The following is a 17,313-nucleotide window of genomic DNA, read 5'->3' on the forward strand; positions in this document are numbered from 1 at the left end:
TTTTGAATTAAACCAAATCTTACAATTCTCAACTGATTTATTGTTAAAAAGAGCGCAGGCCGTGTTAAAGCAAACATAGGATTTATGATGATGAAAACTGACCGGATTTTTAGTGAAGCGGATCACAGTTTACACCAAGAATTTTCTGCTCAAGATAGTCTTATCAACACAATTGACAATTCAAATCCAGCAGAACTTGTTATTGATAACCCGGCTTCATTTAACATCACCAGAGGGCACACTGATGATGAATCTTTTTCTCAATTGTCTGTTGATATTCCATCAGATGGCATGGATAAGATGGCTATCGCGTGGTGCAAAAAACGTGGACTTCATGGAGCGCTCGGTGGTCCAGTAGGTCGAGAGTTTGGCTCAGTGGATTGCGAATACAATGAGCATATTTCCTATACTATCGAACAAGAAGATGCTGAGCGAGTGGAAGGGGAAAGGCAGTCAGAGACAGAAAGTAATCTTGAATTTGATAACATTTTTGATGTTGTAGCAAACAGTTCAGAAAAGGCCAAGCTGTTAAAAGAAGAGTCCGATAAGTTTATTAATGATAGGGACGCTAGCGAACAAAAAGTGCTATTTTCGACGTTGCATACTAAGCATAAACGAGCGGCTTTTGGAATTCTCAACCATATCAGAGCTAGTCAATCGATGACGAAACTTCACTGTTATCAGCAATAGAAGAGGCGTTGCTAGAAGAACATGTCATGTCTGACAATGAGGATTTTTAGAGTCTGACTGACAATTTGAAATTAGATTAGTTGCTTTAGGAGTTGAATAGAGCATTAATTAGCGCGAAGAGCGTTATGGATCTACAAAAATCGTAACGGTTGCTTTCGTGATAAAGATTTCAAGCCCACATGCATCTAAAAAGTACATTCTTCAAATTTTATGATTATTACCTTGCCTCTTGATATGTTTTTCACCCCAACTTTCTATTTTCGGCCCAAAATGATTGATGACAAACACACCGATAACCAATACAAAACCTGTTATAGGTAGAGCCCATGAAACGAACTCGATACCGCTGATGCTTGTCATGCTCTTCTCCGACAACAAGATAAATTCTCACACCAAGACCGATTCCTACTAATTCAAAAGCCACTGCATAGCCTCAACATTGTTATCATTTTATTTGATTTGTTATCATTTATTGTGAAATTTTACTTTATGAAGTAACAACCTAAAGCAGTACTTCCCTACACGATGTGTGTACACGATATTTCCCCCAGTGCTTTTACTCGATGCTGTCGACGCAAAGCCCTTAGCCTAATAGAAAGCCCTAGTCTCATATAAAATAATATCCGCACATTCTATAAAAGATAATGGCCACATGACTTACTGCACGCTTCGTATTTCCCCACACGAATGTAAAGCGGCTTTACACTTTATTTCAGGCAATAGCACTAAATTTACGTTAGGATAGCGCTTCAGAATACCGCCTAAATTTCACCCATTTCACTATGTAAAACACTATCTACTGCGCTATCGAGCTAGACTAGCGCTAACCTTGCTTCTTAGTTTGCTGACATACTAGCTACAGCCCGGTAGATTTCTACTTCAAAGGAAAATCTTATGAAAGTCTTATCTTTATTCGTTATATTATCATTTTCGGCACACGCTTCTGCCAACGACACGCTTAACAAACTAAAAGGTATGTTGGGTGATGCCAGTACATCCACTTCACAAACCACAGAAGCGGCTGAGGCTAGCTCGTTAGATGTGTCTAGTTTGGTAAGTATGGTGTCAGAAAATTTAGGCGTAAGTGAAACGCAATCTGAAGGTGGTTTAGCCTCTATTTTTGATTATGCTAAAGGCAACCTCACTACTGCTGATTATTCAGAACTTGCCAGAGCCATCCCTGGGTTAGACTCTTTGTTAGAAAACGTACCTTCTGTTGCGGCAGATTCTACTAATGGCGGTTCAACTATGTCAGGCTTGCTAAGCAAAGCCTCTGAATATAGTAGCTCTCTAGGTTCTATAAACGAATTGAAGCAACAATTCGATGCACTGGGTTTAGATGCAGATATGATAAGCAGCTTTATCACACAAATTAACACTTACCTAAACAGCAATGAAGAAACACAATCTTTACTTCAGTCTGGTTTAGGTAATTTAGCCTCAATGCTTTAATATTTATTTTGGCGGCTGAGTGAGTGATTGACCTATGCCATCATTTATTCGCCGCTTTTTCCTCTTCTTTTTAATACGTCTAGAATAATTATGCCCATAAAAAACTTAACCACTTCATTTAAGCAGCAACCTAAATGGCGGCGTATTGCTACCTACTTTCTGTTGGCATACTTATTCTACGCGTTAATACTGGGTCTTGTTGCGCCTATGGTTCTTGAATCCAAAGCACCAAGAATATTGAGTGAACAGTTAGGCCGAAATGTCAGTATCGACAATATTCGCATTAACCCTTTCTTGCTGCGCGCTAGGGTGTCTGGATTTTCTATTGAAGAAGCGAGTAGCGACGATGAATTTATTGCGTTTACACTGCTTGAGCTTGATGTGGGCTTTTGGCACACCCTATTCAGCTTTACCCCTACCCTAGAGCACATTTATCTAAATGCCCCTTATGCACGCTTTGCTCGGGTATCGGAAGGTGATACTTCACTAGCGTCTGATCAAGATACCACCGTATTTAATTTTTCTGACATTATAGATACGCTCGCTAAAGCTAATCACGATACAACCGAGCCTGAAGCGCAAGAGCAAAGCGAAATACCTCATATTCGCTTGGGGAAATTTCGCCTGAGCAATGGCCACATCTCCGTGGCCGATTATGTCACCGACACACAGCTTGATTACCCAGAGTTGTCTTTTACGCTAAATAATCTTGATACCCTAGCCACTTCCTTAAATGTAGATGCAGGCCAAAGTCAGGTTAGTGCCGCTGGTAATAGCGCTATTAGTGCAAAGAACAGCTCTGAAAATAGCAGCAACGATGAATCAGCCAACTACTATTCGTTTACCCTAGCGACCACCGAAGGCGGCAGCGTTCAATTCGATGGGCAGTTTCAGCTGTCTCCCATAGATATAGCGGGTAGTTTTGAGGTTAGCCAAATTGCATTAGCCCCGCTTTGGCCATTATCTGATGACATACTTGATGCGAAAATAACAAACGGCGCCCTAAGTTTTTCCCTCAATTATCATCTATCACAAGACAATAATGATTTTCGCTTTCAAGCAAATAATGCCGACTTATCTTTGTCTCAATTAGTAATTTCTGACAAAGAAAGCCCTAGAGTTAAGCTTGCTGAATTACGCGTTGGTGATATAAACCTAGATACCAAAACGCAGCAGGTTAATGTTGCTAATATTAGCCTAGAGCAGCCTTGGATAAGTGCTCAAATCGACGAATCGGGCGTAGATTTAGTATCAATATTTACCCCAAAAGGGTTTGATGAAAAAGTTTCGCAAGCGGCCTCGAGCACGCCGGCCACAGCACCAAACACAGAGAACTCAGCTTCCGTCGATGCCAAACAAAGCGATAAAGCGGCATGGCGGGTAGTACTGCAAACGTTCGCGTTAAACGACGCCGATATACTCGTAAGAGAAAATATGGTTTCTAACGGGGTTAATTGGCGAGTATTTCCGCTAAATTTAAGCACGGGCGTTATAGATTCTACCCTTACAACCCCAATCGATTACACTATTGATATGAAGCTCGGTGGCAGCCTAGCGCAGTCTTCCACTTCAAGCCTATCAGCCACTTCATCGATAACTACACCCGCTTCATCAATAAGCAGTAAAGGCGCTATTTCGGCAAATGAACAAGCCGTGTCGGGGACTATTGATATCAGCCAATTCGGCCTTTCCCAACTTCAGCCTTATGTGGCGCAGTATTTAAATCTTGCTCTTGAAGATGGCAGTGCAGATCTTTCAGGTAGTTTTGAAGCCAATAGTGACAGTAAAGTAGTATTTAATGGGCAGGCGAGCATAGCGTCACTCACGGTTATCGATGATTTAAAGCAAGAGCCTTTGCTGCAATGGGCCGACCTTCAAATTAAAGGTATTAAGTATAATTCTACTGACAGCACCCTTTCTTTAGAAAAAATCACGCTGGATAAACCCTACGCTAAGCTATTAATCGCTGAAGACAAGCAAACTAACTTCAGTAATATTGTAGTAGAACAAACTGCCTCCCCCTCTATTTCGACACCAGAAACCAAAACCCAACCTGAATCTAAACAGGGAGCTCACCCCAGCGCTGACGAAGAAGTCTCTGAGCTTGTTATTCGCATTGGTGAAATTGTCTTTAATGATGGTAGCGCCTACTTTGCTGATAATTCTTTGCGCCCTCGCTTTGCTTCTGGAATTGAAAGCTTAAACGGCAGCATTACTAAACTCTCATCAAATGCCGACACCGCCGCAAATGTAGACGTAAAGGGTAAAATAGATGGCTACGCGCCAGTTGCTTTGTACGGCGCGATTAACCCGCTAATAAAAGATATCTTTTTAGACCTCACTTTCACCGTAGAAGGCGCGGAACTTACGTCAGTAAACCCTTATTCAGGTACTTATATGGGGCACTTTATTGATAAAGGTTTATTGTCCCTCGATATTCAGTATTTATTGGAGGATAACCAATTAGCGGGCAATAACCATGTAGTCATTGACCAACTTACCTTAGGTAGGAAAACAGACTCTGACCAAGCGCTTAGCTTACCGCTTGGGCTGGCCATAGCTTTATTAGAAGACTCAAACGGTGTTATCGATCTAGGTCTTGAAGTGTCGGGTGATTTAGATAGCCCAACCTTTGGGTTCGGCTCTATTATATTAAAAGCAATTGGTAACTTAATCACGAAAGCGGTGACTGCGCCCTTTTCGTTGTTGGCGAACTTAGTCGGCAGCGACGACGATGAGCTTAATGAAATTGACTTCACGCATGGCTCATCGCAGTTAACTGATGCTGCATCAAGTAAACTCGCTACCCTTGCCGATGCGCTAACAAAACGCCCTGGACTTCGCGTGAATATTGAAGGCACTGTAGATGAAGTACCTGACGCTTATGAACTAGCAGAACAGAAACTGCAACAACAGCTGTTGGCCCTTTCTGGTCAAGAGGCGCTACCAGAAAGCTTGTCGCCAAGTACTATGCCGATAAGCGGCCCTCTCGCTGACGCATTAAGTGAGTTATTCGTTAGCAGCACCGGCAAAACAGTAGAAGAAGAACGCGTAGTGGTAATAGCTAAATTGCAGCAAAGCGGTGAAGATACAGGTAAAGATACTGCAGATAGCGAAACAACACCTGTTCAAGTAGCACCTGATGCCGCGCAAGTCGAACAAGCACTCTATATCGCCATGTACAATCAAGTAAGAAGTGCCATGGACATACCGAAGCGGGAACTTGCCCATTTAGCTGATGCCCGCGCCAAAACGGTGAAAAACTTCTTGGCAAATGAACTTGCGGTAGACGCGAATCGTCTGTTTTTACTGAATAGTCGACAACATTTACAGCTTAAAAAGAGCGGAGTCGCCTTAACGCTTGAGGCTAATTAACTCTTCAGCCAGCTCATTCATATTTCTCAATGCTACTTATTACAATTTTGTTATTGCGTGCTAGCCGCGTTATTAGGACGCGGCTAATACTGCAATAAGCAGCATAGAAAGCATCTCTGAAGGCTCTTCTGAATAATGCCCGTTGTCTTCGCCACCTTCATTTGCCACAGCTTTGAAGAACGGGATGCTATGGGGTTTAGTGAGTGCGATAACGTTATACGACGCATCCCCACGGCGGGTTGCGTTACCTGTGTACATGGCCATTACACTACGTAATTTATTGCTCGATATAAAACTGCCAATACTATTTAAAATTTCAGTCTCATAGTTTTTACTCACCTGAACGCCTCTTCCTGCATTAATTAACCTGTTTGCCTGAGCCTCAGATATTGCATAAATATCAAAGCTTCGAGAGCCAATCATTTCATAGGGACCTACATCACCGATAAGTACGTAAGCTTTGCGCACTTTGTCATTGGGTGGTGAGAACATCGCCATGGCATTCGATACCGCCTCTGGCACATCGGTTTCGCCAGGCAAGAGCTCAAGGGCATCTATCTGTTGAATAAACCTCTCTCTTGACGTCTTTGTGATAACAACACTTGGGACAGTGATAAATTTTCCATCTCCACCATAGGCCACCACACCAATCTTAAATTCACGGGTAACTTTGGGCACTTCAATGGTGAGCCGCTTAATCGCGTCTTTCAAGCGCTGCAAAGGCACCGCCATTGAACCACTAATATCAATGGTGATAATCAGTTCGATGGGGTATTTATCAATACCCTCGGCAAGCTCTTTGTTCGCCTCATCTAAACTTTTCTGAGTAGACTCTAACGCTTTTTCGGTCTGTGCTGTTTTTTCTTTTGCAGCATCGAGTTCTTTTTTAATCTCGCTTATAGACTCAGGTGAAGACCCAGTATTGGGGAAAAAAGGCAGTGCAATAATGGCTAAAAACATGAATGCCCCCATTGCCGAGGCAAAGAGATCAAGTGCAGACATACTAAATACGTTGACTTCCCTGTTACGTAATTTCATAAAGCCTCGACATTAATGCAGCGCTAAAAATCGTTTGCCAACACAGTAAGGCAATCATTCAGCTAGCGCCAACAGCACGGTCCCTACAAAAGATCCGCCACCAGTGACAAACTTACCGCCCCCAGTCTCTGCTAGTTGTTTTAAGTAGGCACGTCCGAGGGCATTCTGAGTTGGCACGAAAACCGTTGAAACTTGGCTTTTCTCACCACTTTGATTAAACCGACTCGCCTGACCTAATACTTGTGAAGAAACGCTAGCGTAGGCACCGTTATCGCTAATAAAAATAATGGTTTTTGATTTAGATGAGGCGCGCCACTTCAATGCTAATGCTTTGTTCATTGCAAGATTTATCGCTTCTTCGCCGTCTTGGTTACAGTTATGACTACCAGCGCGCATGGTATTCACAAAACGTTGTAACTGATTAACTGAACTCGTATTTAGCTTAATGATATCGTGACTTTTTATTGCCCCTCTTGGCTCACATCTGTCTTTAAAATCAATGACGCCAAGTGCCGCATCAGGGGATAACTTCATCAACAAATTGGCGATGTCGACAATTTCAGCCCTCAGCCCCTTAACTTGTTTATCCATGCTAGCGGTTGTATCAAGCGCAATTACCATATCCATGGTAGGAAAAGATATCTTAGATGTGCTTTGCTCTTCGTCTAGTTTCTTTTGAACTTCATCCCTTTGCTTTGCTATCTCCGCTTTTTGTTTTTGTTCTTCGGCAATTTGCGCTTCCGCTTTTTTAAGCTCGCTTTTAATGTCGGCCACTCGCTCAGCTGAATCTCCCGTATTGGGGAAAAACGGCAGTGCGATGATGGCTAAAAACATAAAAGCGCCCATGGCAGACGCAAATAAGTCTAATGCCGACATACTAAATACGTTTACTTCCCTGCTACGCACTTTCATTTGGTTTCACCTGTTCTTTCAGCTAAGACGGTAAAAAATGGACAGAAAAAGTCACCGTTCCTATTCGAAGGGTATCGCCATTTTTTAGTTCGGCCTTCGTGTTTGGCGCTAAGTCTTTATCATTTATGGCAGTCCCATTTACGCTGCTTAAATCTTCAATCATTACCTTATTGTCTATCAAGATAACGTTTAAATGCTCTCTTGAAACACCCGGCACATTAATAACGTAGTTTGCTTTTTGTGCTGAACGGCCTATTAATATGCCGCCTTCGGTTCTGGCTAAAGTAGACCCAATAACTTTAATACGATGCTCACCACCTGCTTCATCTTTGCCATCTAGAATAATGTCGTCGAACGTTGCCGACGCCATACTGAGCGCTTCTTGTGCCGATGCCACTTTGGCTTTCTCTGCCGAGAGTTGTTGCTTGTTTTCCGAGGCCTCTTGCTCTACTTCAAGCAGTTTTTTTCTACGGCGGCTTAAAACAATAAGCACCACAATCAGCACTAGAATGATTGGAATTGCATAGTAAATAAGTTTTTGTTGCTCACTTTTCTTTTCTTCTTCGAATTCCTGCTCTTTTTGTTTACTCTTCGCTTCGGTTTCTTTTACTTTTTCTTCTTGTTCTTTAATCGCTTTTTCAGCATCTTCCAGCTTTTTCTGTTGCTCAATAGTTTGCTGCCTGGCTTCTTCTAGTGCCTCTTCGGCCTTTTGACGTTCTGCATCTTGCCGGGTCGTATCAGCTTTAGCTTCTTCTAGCGCTTTTTTCTTTGCTTCCGCTTCCTTCTTTAACTTTTCAAGCTCTTCTTCCACCGCTTTGCGTTCCGCTTCTTGCTTCTCAAGTGTTGCTTGCTGCTTTTTCTTCTCTTCTTCTAACGCAGCCAGTTGGTCAGCTTCAGACAAACAGCTATTTTCTGATTCTGTGAAATCTATGTTGTGCTTAGTAAGGAACGCTGTTAGCGTTCTTAAGTTGGTTGCGGCTGAAAATGATGAAGACAGTTTAAGGCGCTTGTCGAATACCCCTTTGGTATCGCTAACACTCACGCCTAATAGCTCTTGGCAGTTGTTCACTAGCGGCGCACCAAACTCCCCTTCAGTTAATAATGCCGTATGCTGCCAGCGCTGTTCAGGGTGGCTTTTATTTACAGGAAGTATGGAGTGAAGAGTGCCTGCCGTAGAGAGTCCATTTAGCTTCACCAAATAGATTTTGCTACCAATGGCAGTATTCTCTTTCGCCACCACCACAGGGGTACCCGATAGTCCATTCACATGTAGAATAGCTAAGTCTAAGCTTTCATCTTTTGCTGATAGGTCAGCTATCAACTTTGCCTTACTGGTAGGGTCGGTGACGACATACTGATTGCCTTGCGCCAGCAGTTTTTGGTTGATGATGATGGTTTCGTTTGCAACCAGCGTAGCAATGCCTGTTTGCTCTACTTTTCCATCATCAAGCACCTCTATAGGAACGGTAGTAAAGGCATAGGATGGCAAAGTAAAAATTACCCAAAGTGTAATAAACATCCCTACTCTATACACAAGCGTATTCCTCAATTTATCTATCAGTTGATTTAGTTAATGGGTAGATGGCTCTTCTAATGTTTCACCCGCTTCCGGCTGCACCGTAGCGGGCTCATTTACAACAGGTTCTTTTACCTGCATGACAATAAGCGTCGCGTTGTCTTGCTTGGGTCGTTCTTGTGCTTTAACCGCATTTAACAGTGCCATTGTTAGCTCAGCACTATCATTTGAAGACTGTTGGCATACCCCGATAATGGTTTCATCACTACAACTTTCCACCCCATCACTAGCCAAAATAAGCAAATCATTTGGTTTAAGCTCTCTAGAATCGTCCGGCGCATCAACCCGTTCAATATTTCCGCCCATTACTGCTTCGAGTAATTGAGAGCGAACCGGTGATGTCCTTGCTTCCTCGCTTGATATTTCGCCTAACTCCACTTTTCTAGCCAAGACTTCCGACATAGAATGGTTTTCGTTAAGTCGCACCAACGTTTTGTTACGCAGTAACCACATTGGGCTGTCTCCTACACTTAACCACTGTAGATGTAAGCCATCAAAAACTGCCGCTATTAACGTGGTCCCCATACCTGATAACTCAGGGTTTTCTTTTACCTGATGATAAATAGCAAGGTTGGCCGCATCTAACGCGTTAATTAAACGCTGCTTAATATCCTGTTCATCGCTCTCAATAAATTGCTGTTTGAATGTATCGATAACCAAGCTACTGGCGATATCTCCTCCAACATGCCCCCCCATCCCATCAGCTAACAGCAACAACCGGAAACCGTTAGGCCAAGTTACTACTGAGGCACTGTCTTGTTGGCTTTTTCGAGCACCAATTATTTGAGACCACGCCACCTGAACCGAATACATGATTAATCCTCTTCCATACTTTCCCAAGTGAAGTTTTCGCCACACAAAGGCACAAACCTCAGTGTGGTTTCACCAATAGAAATATGACTAAAAGCAGGTAATATCATGGGCTGCAGTACGGGCGAAGGCTGGTTATCTAAATAGGTCATATTGGTACCTGAGCCCGGCTGAATATAGAACTGGTTACCCCTAGGATCGTAAGAGATAGTGGCATGATTAGCCCTTGATACTTGCCCATCACCAAAATCAACACTGACTCTTTCAGATGCACTTCGCCCAATACTATTTTGACCAAAGCCCAATTTTAAAAAGTGCCCTTTACCTGGCCCTTTTACCACCACAAGCCAACCAGAGATGGGGTCTTGCATAGGGTCAGGCATAAAATGTGGTGACTGCGCGGCGGTTTCAGTCGTACTGACTGGCGGCGCACTAGGTCTTCTGTTTCCCCCTACCACAGTGGGTAGTGCATCAATGTCATCGTGTTCTGATATTTCAGCGTTTTCTCGAATATCAACGGTCTCAGCAGGTGATGTCGTATGCTGGCGGTTGGCTGGAGTTGTTGAAGGTTCATCAAATATTAAACCAGACGTTGCAGGCCTTGAAGGCCTTGTACTTGATGGCATAGTATTGGTGGGAGAAGGTGTGGTAACCGTTGGCCCATCATTAGCGGTATTGCTACCTATACCACTCGCGCGCGTTTCAGGTTCGGTTGGAGCCGTACCTTTAGGAGCTGTACCTCCAGGAGCTATGACTGAAGGCATATCAACTGGAACGCCATCTGGGCCTCGTTTAATCGCCATGGTGCACCTCTATTTGTTTTCGTAAAGTCTATTAATTAAATTATCCATACAATATTGACCGGCACTATTAAGTGCCATTTCTTCTCTGGCCTGCACTATATGCAGTAAGAAAACCAATACCGCAGACATGATCAGCGCCACTAACGTGGTGTTAAACGCTAAGCCTAAATCTGTGGTCAACAACCCTAACCATTCACGAATCGCGTCTGTGTCTGATACATCGGGCATGTCTGCCGCCGACGATAAAGCTAAAGCAATACCCACCACAGTACCGATAAACCCCAGCGTAGGTATTAACCACACAAGGTATCGCAACATATTAAATTTGAGCTCTATTTCATGCTGCATTAACTCAAGGCTAGAATTCATTAAGGAGTTGGCTTGGTCGGCTGAATTACTGCCTTGGAATTGCAGGATCACCCGTTTGGTGAGCCGTTGAACAAAGAAGTGTTGAGCAACTTTGCGCTCGCATATACCGGTATAAATAGGTACCAGATCTTTCGCCCTCAGCATAACGTCGTCTTCTTCAGGCAAAATATAAAGCTTAAGCTGCTCTAACTCTTTGGCTGAACGATTGTGCCTAACCCACATTTCGCCTAGCCCGATAAAGAACATGAGCCACATTAGGTTTTGTAAGGTAGCGGGAAACATACCACTGCTGCGATCGAACAATACGTCGCCCACGTTTATTTGACCGGTTTTGGCTTCGCTGACAGGAAGTATTAATGCAAATACGCCAACCACAAATATGGTGATAAATATGGCGACTAAAGCCACAATAACCCGATATTTCTGCTCGTCTGATTCCAATAAATTCATAACGTTTACCAATCCATGTTTCATGTTAGCTATTTACGAGGACGATTCAATTTCACCCGTAGCAGTGTTGCGAATAGGCTTAAATGACATAGGCTCGACATCTTCATTCACTTCTTTTTGCTTTAAAAAGCCAGCCACTGCGGGCGAATTTATAATGCTACTGAGCTTAATTTTTTTCGTTCCCAACACGAGGGAATCGGCTCCGTCTATGTAGCCTTGCTTAAGCGGCTTCCATTCGCCGTTTTTTTTTAAAAAAGTGCCGTGAGTCGACATACGATCTGCGCAAAAGTAGCGCCCGTCATTGGTGACAGTTATTTCCATGTGAATGCGAGAAATACTCGGGTCGGCAATACAGATATCAGCTTGGCTCGACCTACCTACTGTGTAAGTTGCAAACGCCATATCACTCTTCCAACGCATATCGGGTTCGCATGGCAACAATGTCTTTTATACCGGTAGAAACAATGCCGACTTGACTTTCAACACTATTAATTTGCGAATCTAAATGCCTTAGGTCTTCAACCAGTTCATCCTTACTCCCCTCTTTCTCCTGTAGTTGTGCATTCTTTTGCTCAATGAGTAGTGCACTGTCTTTATTCTTCTGATTCAATGCTAAGGTTTGCTTTTCAACTTCCTCAATTTCCAACTGTAAATCGGTGAGTTGTTGCTCGGTAAGTTCGTAGCTAGACAGCTCTTTTTTGACCAAGTAAAGCTGGCTCATATAGTAATCAACTTCTTCATCGATTCCCTTCACCCGGCTATTTAACCCATCGAGCTTCTCTTGCATACTCGCAATAGTTTTTTCATCTAAGCCACTTACACTCGCCCAGATACGATCACTAGTACTTTGTTCTGTGGGATCTGCCGAAACCGCACACCCCACTACTACTATGCTAAGTAGCACCACACCTAATTTATATAACTTGTTCATTTCGTGGCTCCTTAACCTACAATTAAGCTGTTAAGTGCAGTGTTTTGCTCATCTAATTGGGAAGATTGAGTTTGGATGGCAGCCAGTTGCATGGAAAGTTGATCTCGCTTGGCAAGTAACTCCTCATGGGCCTCTTGTGTCTTGGCTTTATCTTCGGTGAGTGACGCAATTTCTTCTTCACTGTCTTCAAGTGCACTGTTCAAATATGAAAGCGTATCGGTATAGCGGTCTTCGAGTAGTTGATTTTCAGCCCGTAAAGCTTTACCTTCCGCAAGCAATGCTTGTGCCTCTGCTATTTCTGCTTCAGTGAGTGATGCTTTACTTTTAAGTAAATCAATTCTTTCTTCCATCGTTGAAATGTTTTGCTTAGTTTTTGCTAACTCTTCTTCTCGGGTTTGAATCGCATTTTCAGACGCTTCTATTTCTGACTCTAGAAACTCATAGTTACTGGCATAATTCATACGTCTAACTGCAATCGCTTCACCTATATATTTCCCTAACTGATCTCCGGCAATACCGCCAATGCCAGCACAACCAGCCATAAGCAATTTATTTCCGCCAAATTTCTTATAACACGCATAGCCGCCCACAATCGCACCGATGATTTGGCCCACCGTTCGTGAAGTACTAATATCTTTTTTACCCAACTCTTCAACGGGCGAACTTACGTCAAACGAGCTGAAGTCCATGCCGCCTTCGCTAGTGTTACTTTGATTACTTTCTGGTGTTAAAGCCCCCATCAAGCTTTCTGCTGTATTTGCACACCCTGTCATGAGTAAGCATGCAATGGTCACTGGTACTACTTTGTTTAACGTATTCATTTTTAAATCCCTATTAAATTGACAAACGTCTTTCAAGTTCGTATTTCTAGGCTGGCTTTAACCGCAAGCTTTAGGAGCAACGGTTATTCGTTTTTCTAGTAACTCAATGACTTCGCTCTTTTCATTTAATTTAGAAGCTTCTTGGACAAGTAACTTTAACGACGCTAGGTATTCTGCTTTATCGTACTTCCCTTTTTGTTTACTCGACTTTATGACTTCGTCGAAGACATTATTAATATGTTGTGAGTTTGATTGATGACGAGATACTAAATCGGCAGCCCGTTCTCTGGCTTTCGCTAAATTCTTTTCAATATTTAGCGTTCGGTTTTCAATGCCAGAACGAAGTAGCTCAATATTTCTCGTTCCAGCATCATCCATATCATCGATTTCTTCCATTGCACATAGCATGCGGTTTTCAATAGTATTGCTGTCGTTATCCATCTCTGCTTTGGTGATCAGAGAGTAAATAATATCGATTTCTTCGTTTACTAAAATCTGACTATAACCAGTGCTACTTTTGCTCGACTGCAAGCCATAAAAGCCGCCTAGCAGAACGACAACCGCCGCACAAAGCGCGCCGACCCACATTTTGAAGTTATTTTTAGTGGGGGGAGTTGTCGATTGATGTTGATTCGTGTTCGCCCCAGCATTGTTGGGAACGGGCCCCGGACTGTCCCCCGAGTTACCAGTAGCAGATATAGGTTGAGACGTAGAAAACCCTGCCATGTTTGGCCCCGATGCGCTATGTGACTTGGGTGAACTAGGATTGGAATGGGTGTCCTGCGGATGTGCAACATGCGATGGATAGCTTGGTGGAAACTGAGACGCTGAGGCCGATGAATCTAACCGAGTAGTTTGTTGGCCGTCTAGCCCAAAGTGTGGTGTTACGGGTACACCTTGTAACGCAGCTATAAGTTCATTAGCAGTTTGAAAACGTTCACTAATACGAATTGATATTGCTTTTTTAATTGTATTAATAAAATTTTCAGAGAATTGCTCTTTAACTTCATCCAGTCGGGTTAGGGCAGGATCTGCTTGGCCTTGCAATACTCGAGCGGTACGGTCTTCAACCCGGGGAGGGTTGGCATTAAGAACAATTCGCCACATCATCGCACCAACTGCGTGAATATCCGTCCAAGGGCCTAGATCGCCCTCTGAACCTACCTGCTCTAACGGAGCATACCCATAAGTTTGCATTTGATTTTCAGACTTCTGCGTGTGGCCAAAGTTTTGTTTTGCAGCTCCAAAGTCAATCAACAATGGGCGCTCGTCACTTGAGCGAACAAAGATATTAGCGGGCTTAATATCTCTATGTAATACACCTTGGTCGTGTATATACTGCAAGCCTTCTAGCACAGGTATCATTAGTTTTATTATTTGCGCTTCAGTGAGTGGACATTCTTGTGCTGTGTGGGCTTTAAGAATCTGAGCGAGTTCTTTTCCTCGCTCTAAATTCATTACTAGATACGCCGTTCCATTGTATTTGAAGAAGTCTTTGCAGCGAATAATGTTGGGGTGGTCATCAAACTGGACGAGCTGCTTTGCTTCATCGAGAAATTTTTGAATACCGGTTTCAAATTCTAGTTCGTCTGACTGGCTTAGAGGGTACACGGTCTGACCATCACGAGTAGCACAGTGCTGCGGCATAAATTCTTTAATGGCCACCAAGGAATCAAGATGCGTGTGGCGCGCTTGATAGACAATACCAAACCCACCAACCCCAAGGACTGACTCTATTTGATACTGTTGAAGTTGCGTACCAGCTGGTAACGCGAGCTTGTGCACCTGACTGCTCATTCTTCCCTCTGCAGTGGTAAATACTTACCTGTATATTTGCATTGTGTGTCGCACTTTATACTGCCCTTAGTGTGCAACTTTCTTTCTAATTAATGGCGCAGTTGTCAACATCTTTTGATGTCACTAAAAACACATCATCTGATCAAAATTTAAACAACAATAAAAGATATACACCAAAGAAAATAACGAATCAATCTTTTAAATAAACACTATGTATTTATTTTTTGATCAGTAGTATTTGTATGGAAAACGATCAATACTACACAGCGCTAGTGAAAAGTATTTAGGCCTTTTCGTTGTTCTACGCACTTACAAAAATAATGAATTGCGATTTCAATGGCGCCAAGGACAGGTACAAATATGATAGTTTCAGCTCCCTCTTTTTTGTCTTTTCCTCATTTTTCTTTAGGGAAACATAGGCAATTCTCTCAGTTATCAAGCCTTCTCTTGTTTTCTTTTAAACTGATAAAGCCTGCAGTAAATCTACTGAGTTGCTTGATTCGACGGTGACTTTTCAATAGCGGTTTTTCTTAAGGAAGAGAAATATGTACAACAAGTTTCGCGTTTATTCTGCTAGTCATATTGGTCATCGCGAAGAGAATCAAGATGCTCATGCGGTATTAATAAAACCACAATATGGCGAGTTTTTATGTGTGGTTGCAGACGGCATGGGAGGCCATAAAGGGGGGGCGTTTGCAGCACAAAAAGTGGTTGATGTCTGCACACAAAAGTGGAATGAAAATGATAGTATTGAAGAACCCGAAAATTTTCTTACCGAATTGGCATTTTCCGCACATAGTGCAATTCTAGATTCACAAATTGAAGAATTCGCACAAGCCCAATCCCTCGTCTGCATGCTCTATGTCAACCTAGCACAAAGTATCTTCATGTCGATGCATGTGGGCGATTGTCGAACATTTCAGTTTAAAAACGAAAGCTTCGTTAAACGAACCGTAGATCAATCTCTCGCTCAACTTCATGCATTAAAAGGCGATATTTCAGATGATGAAATTGCATCGCATCCAGACCAAAACAAAATTTATTCAAGTTTAGGCGGTAGTGAGCCCCCTTCCCCCCTAATTGAACGTTACGAGACAAGCGGTAACGTGTTTTTGGTTTGCTCTGATGGTTTTTGGGAGTTATTCACTCAACAATCATTAGGGGGAGTACTTGAAAACATTGAAAGCGACAAGGATTTAGACACCCTGATACAGCAGCAATTAGCCAACAAAAATCAACATGACAATACCACCGCCATATTAATAAAACTGTGGCCTGAAGAAACTGCAGGTTCAGGGCCAACGCCCCAGGAACAATATGGCATTAAATCGCCCGAGCCTGAACTACTAAAGCCGGAATCCGCTGAGAAGGAATCAAATCGTGTTGAAGTTCCTACAGAAGAGAATATTGATCCAACACAATTTCACAGTGACGTTAAGAGCAGCACGGTAAAAAACACGGCAGAGCAATCTTCACATAGTCAGTACAAATTACTGCTAGGGCTGGGGGTGCTCATCATCCTAATTACATTAGGATATTACTTCCTGAGTCGACCTATCAGCATCGACAGTGCGTCACTACCACATCAAAAGACAAGCAATGCTAACAGTTCCGAAGCTAACCCGCCTATACCTCTACCCCGCTCAGACTCAAATAGTCAGTCTAAGCAACAGGATAACTTACCACTTGAGTCTAGTGAAAAGTCATCAAAAGAAGTCATAGGAACCGACACATCTTCTGCTGACTCAGGAAATATCGAAACCCGAAGAAGCACTCCAGATATTCCCGTATCAAGTATTGATGATGCTATCGAGAAAACGGTGGAAGCCCTTCGAGAAGAAGGCGACTTAGGTGAAGACGATGAACTTAAAGTAGCCAACCGCGGCCGTGAGATAGGTAATAGTCAAGTAATTAAACTCCAGCAGTTCTACAAAGGCTTACCTGTTTATGGGGCCGAAACAATTACCCTTGTTCGTGAAAACAAGATAGCCAGCATAAATAGCAAAACGCTTAACGATATTAATATAGACACCACTCCGGCACTGTCAGCTGACGAAGCATTTACGTTAGCGGAAGACGAGGTTAAATCGACATTAAGGATGCTTCAGCAAGCCCAGCTCATCATTTTCAAAAAAGGAGACAACTACTTACTTGTATGGCGCGCTGAAGTTGAAAAAGCAACCGGTGAACAGGTAATGCTATTCCTAGACAGCAGTAACGCCTTAATTGTTGAAGAAATTAGCCTACATATTTCTGAAGGCCTTGTAGATGAAACAAAATGAACGCCAA

15 protein-coding genes are annotated in these 17,313 nt (G+C 42.9%); 4 read left to right on the forward strand and 11 right to left on the reverse strand.

Annotated features, from left to right (window positions below; translation table 11 throughout):
• Positions 1–87 precede the first annotated feature (87 nt).
• A complete protein-coding gene (locus AAC006_RS16420) occupies positions 88–690 on the forward strand; it encodes a hypothetical protein (protein WP_126872594.1) in 603 nt (200 codons plus the stop codon).
• 201 nt (positions 691–891) lie between these two features.
• Here the strand turns inward: AAC006_RS16420 and AAC006_RS16425 are convergent, their stop codons facing one another.
• Positions 892–1,050: a hypothetical protein gene (locus AAC006_RS16425; RefSeq protein WP_185864160.1), complete on the reverse strand. Its 159-nt coding sequence runs from the start codon at positions 1,048–1,050 to the stop codon at positions 892–894.
• A 534-nt stretch (positions 1,051–1,584) separates the two neighbouring features.
• Between AAC006_RS16425 and AAC006_RS16430 the strand changes: the two genes are divergently transcribed.
• Both AAC006_RS16430 and AAC006_RS16435 read left to right on the forward strand, forming a co-directional pair.
• On the forward strand, positions 1,585–2,142 hold the full coding sequence (locus AAC006_RS16430) for a DUF2780 domain-containing protein (protein WP_126872595.1): 558 nt from the start codon (positions 1,585–1,587) through the stop codon (positions 2,140–2,142).
• A 90-nt stretch (positions 2,143–2,232) separates the two neighbouring features.
• On the forward strand, positions 2,233–5,517 hold the full coding sequence (locus AAC006_RS16435) for a DUF748 domain-containing protein (RefSeq protein ID WP_208806265.1): 3,285 nt from the start codon (positions 2,233–2,235) through the stop codon (positions 5,515–5,517).
• A 72-nt stretch (positions 5,518–5,589) separates the two neighbouring features.
• On the opposite strand, the gene AAC006_RS16440 is transcribed toward AAC006_RS16435, so the two are convergent.
• The 10 genes from AAC006_RS16440 to AAC006_RS16485 form a co-directional block, all read right to left on the reverse strand.
• The gene (locus AAC006_RS16440; protein ID WP_208806264.1) at positions 5,590–6,519 is read right to left on the reverse strand and encodes a VWA domain-containing protein; all 930 of its coding nucleotides are present in this window, start codon (positions 6,517–6,519) and stop codon (positions 5,590–5,592) included.
• A gap of 90 nt (positions 6,520–6,609) precedes the next feature.
• The gene (locus AAC006_RS16445) at positions 6,610–7,467 is read right to left on the reverse strand and encodes a VWA domain-containing protein (protein ID WP_013782702.1); all 858 of its coding nucleotides are present in this window, start codon (positions 7,465–7,467) and stop codon (positions 6,610–6,612) included.
• A gap of 22 nt (positions 7,468–7,489) precedes the next feature.
• Positions 7,490–8,986: an FHA domain-containing protein gene (locus AAC006_RS16450; protein ID WP_126872599.1), complete on the reverse strand. Its 1,497-nt coding sequence runs from the start codon at positions 8,984–8,986 to the stop codon at positions 7,490–7,492.
• A 51-nt stretch (positions 8,987–9,037) separates the two neighbouring features.
• Positions 9,038–9,856, reverse strand: a complete 819-nt coding sequence (locus tag AAC006_RS16455) for a protein phosphatase 2C domain-containing protein (protein WP_126872600.1) — start codon at positions 9,854–9,856, stop codon at positions 9,038–9,040.
• A 2-nt stretch (positions 9,857–9,858) separates the two neighbouring features.
• Positions 9,859–10,656 (reverse strand): FHA domain-containing protein, encoded by a 798-nt coding sequence (locus tag AAC006_RS16460; protein ID WP_208806263.1) that lies wholly within the window; start codon positions 10,654–10,656, stop codon positions 9,859–9,861.
• Positions 10,657–10,665: 9 nt separating this feature from the next.
• Positions 10,666–11,475: a MotA/TolQ/ExbB proton channel family protein gene (locus AAC006_RS16465; RefSeq protein ID WP_126872601.1), complete on the reverse strand. Its 810-nt coding sequence runs from the start codon at positions 11,473–11,475 to the stop codon at positions 10,666–10,668.
• Between the two features lie 33 nt (positions 11,476–11,508).
• Entirely contained in the window at positions 11,509–11,877 is a 369-nt protein-coding gene (locus AAC006_RS16470) for an FHA domain-containing protein (RefSeq protein ID WP_013782697.1), read from the reverse strand.
• 1 nt (position 11,878) lies between these two features.
• Complete coding sequence (locus AAC006_RS16475) at positions 11,879–12,406, reverse strand: hypothetical protein (protein ID WP_126872602.1); 528 nt, start codon at positions 12,404–12,406, stop codon at positions 11,879–11,881.
• 11 nt (positions 12,407–12,417) lie between these two features.
• Complete coding sequence (locus tag AAC006_RS16480) at positions 12,418–13,227, reverse strand: hypothetical protein (protein ID WP_126872603.1); 810 nt, start codon at positions 13,225–13,227, stop codon at positions 12,418–12,420.
• A 57-nt stretch (positions 13,228–13,284) separates the two neighbouring features.
• Positions 13,285–15,024: a serine/threonine-protein kinase gene (locus AAC006_RS16485; protein WP_339350398.1), complete on the reverse strand. Its 1,740-nt coding sequence runs from the start codon at positions 15,022–15,024 to the stop codon at positions 13,285–13,287.
• 545 nt (positions 15,025–15,569) lie between these two features.
• Here AAC006_RS16485 and AAC006_RS16490 point away from each other — a divergent pair.
• The gene (locus tag AAC006_RS16490; RefSeq protein ID WP_013782693.1) at positions 15,570–17,306 is read left to right on the forward strand and encodes a PP2C family serine/threonine-protein phosphatase; all 1,737 of its coding nucleotides are present in this window, start codon (positions 15,570–15,572) and stop codon (positions 17,304–17,306) included.
• Positions 17,307–17,313 lie beyond the last annotated feature (7 nt).

The sequence above is a fragment of the uncultured Alteromonas sp. genome, from assembly GCF_963976965.1.
In the GTDB taxonomy this organism is placed as follows: domain Bacteria; phylum Pseudomonadota; class Gammaproteobacteria; order Enterobacterales; family Alteromonadaceae; genus Alteromonas; species Alteromonas naphthalenivorans.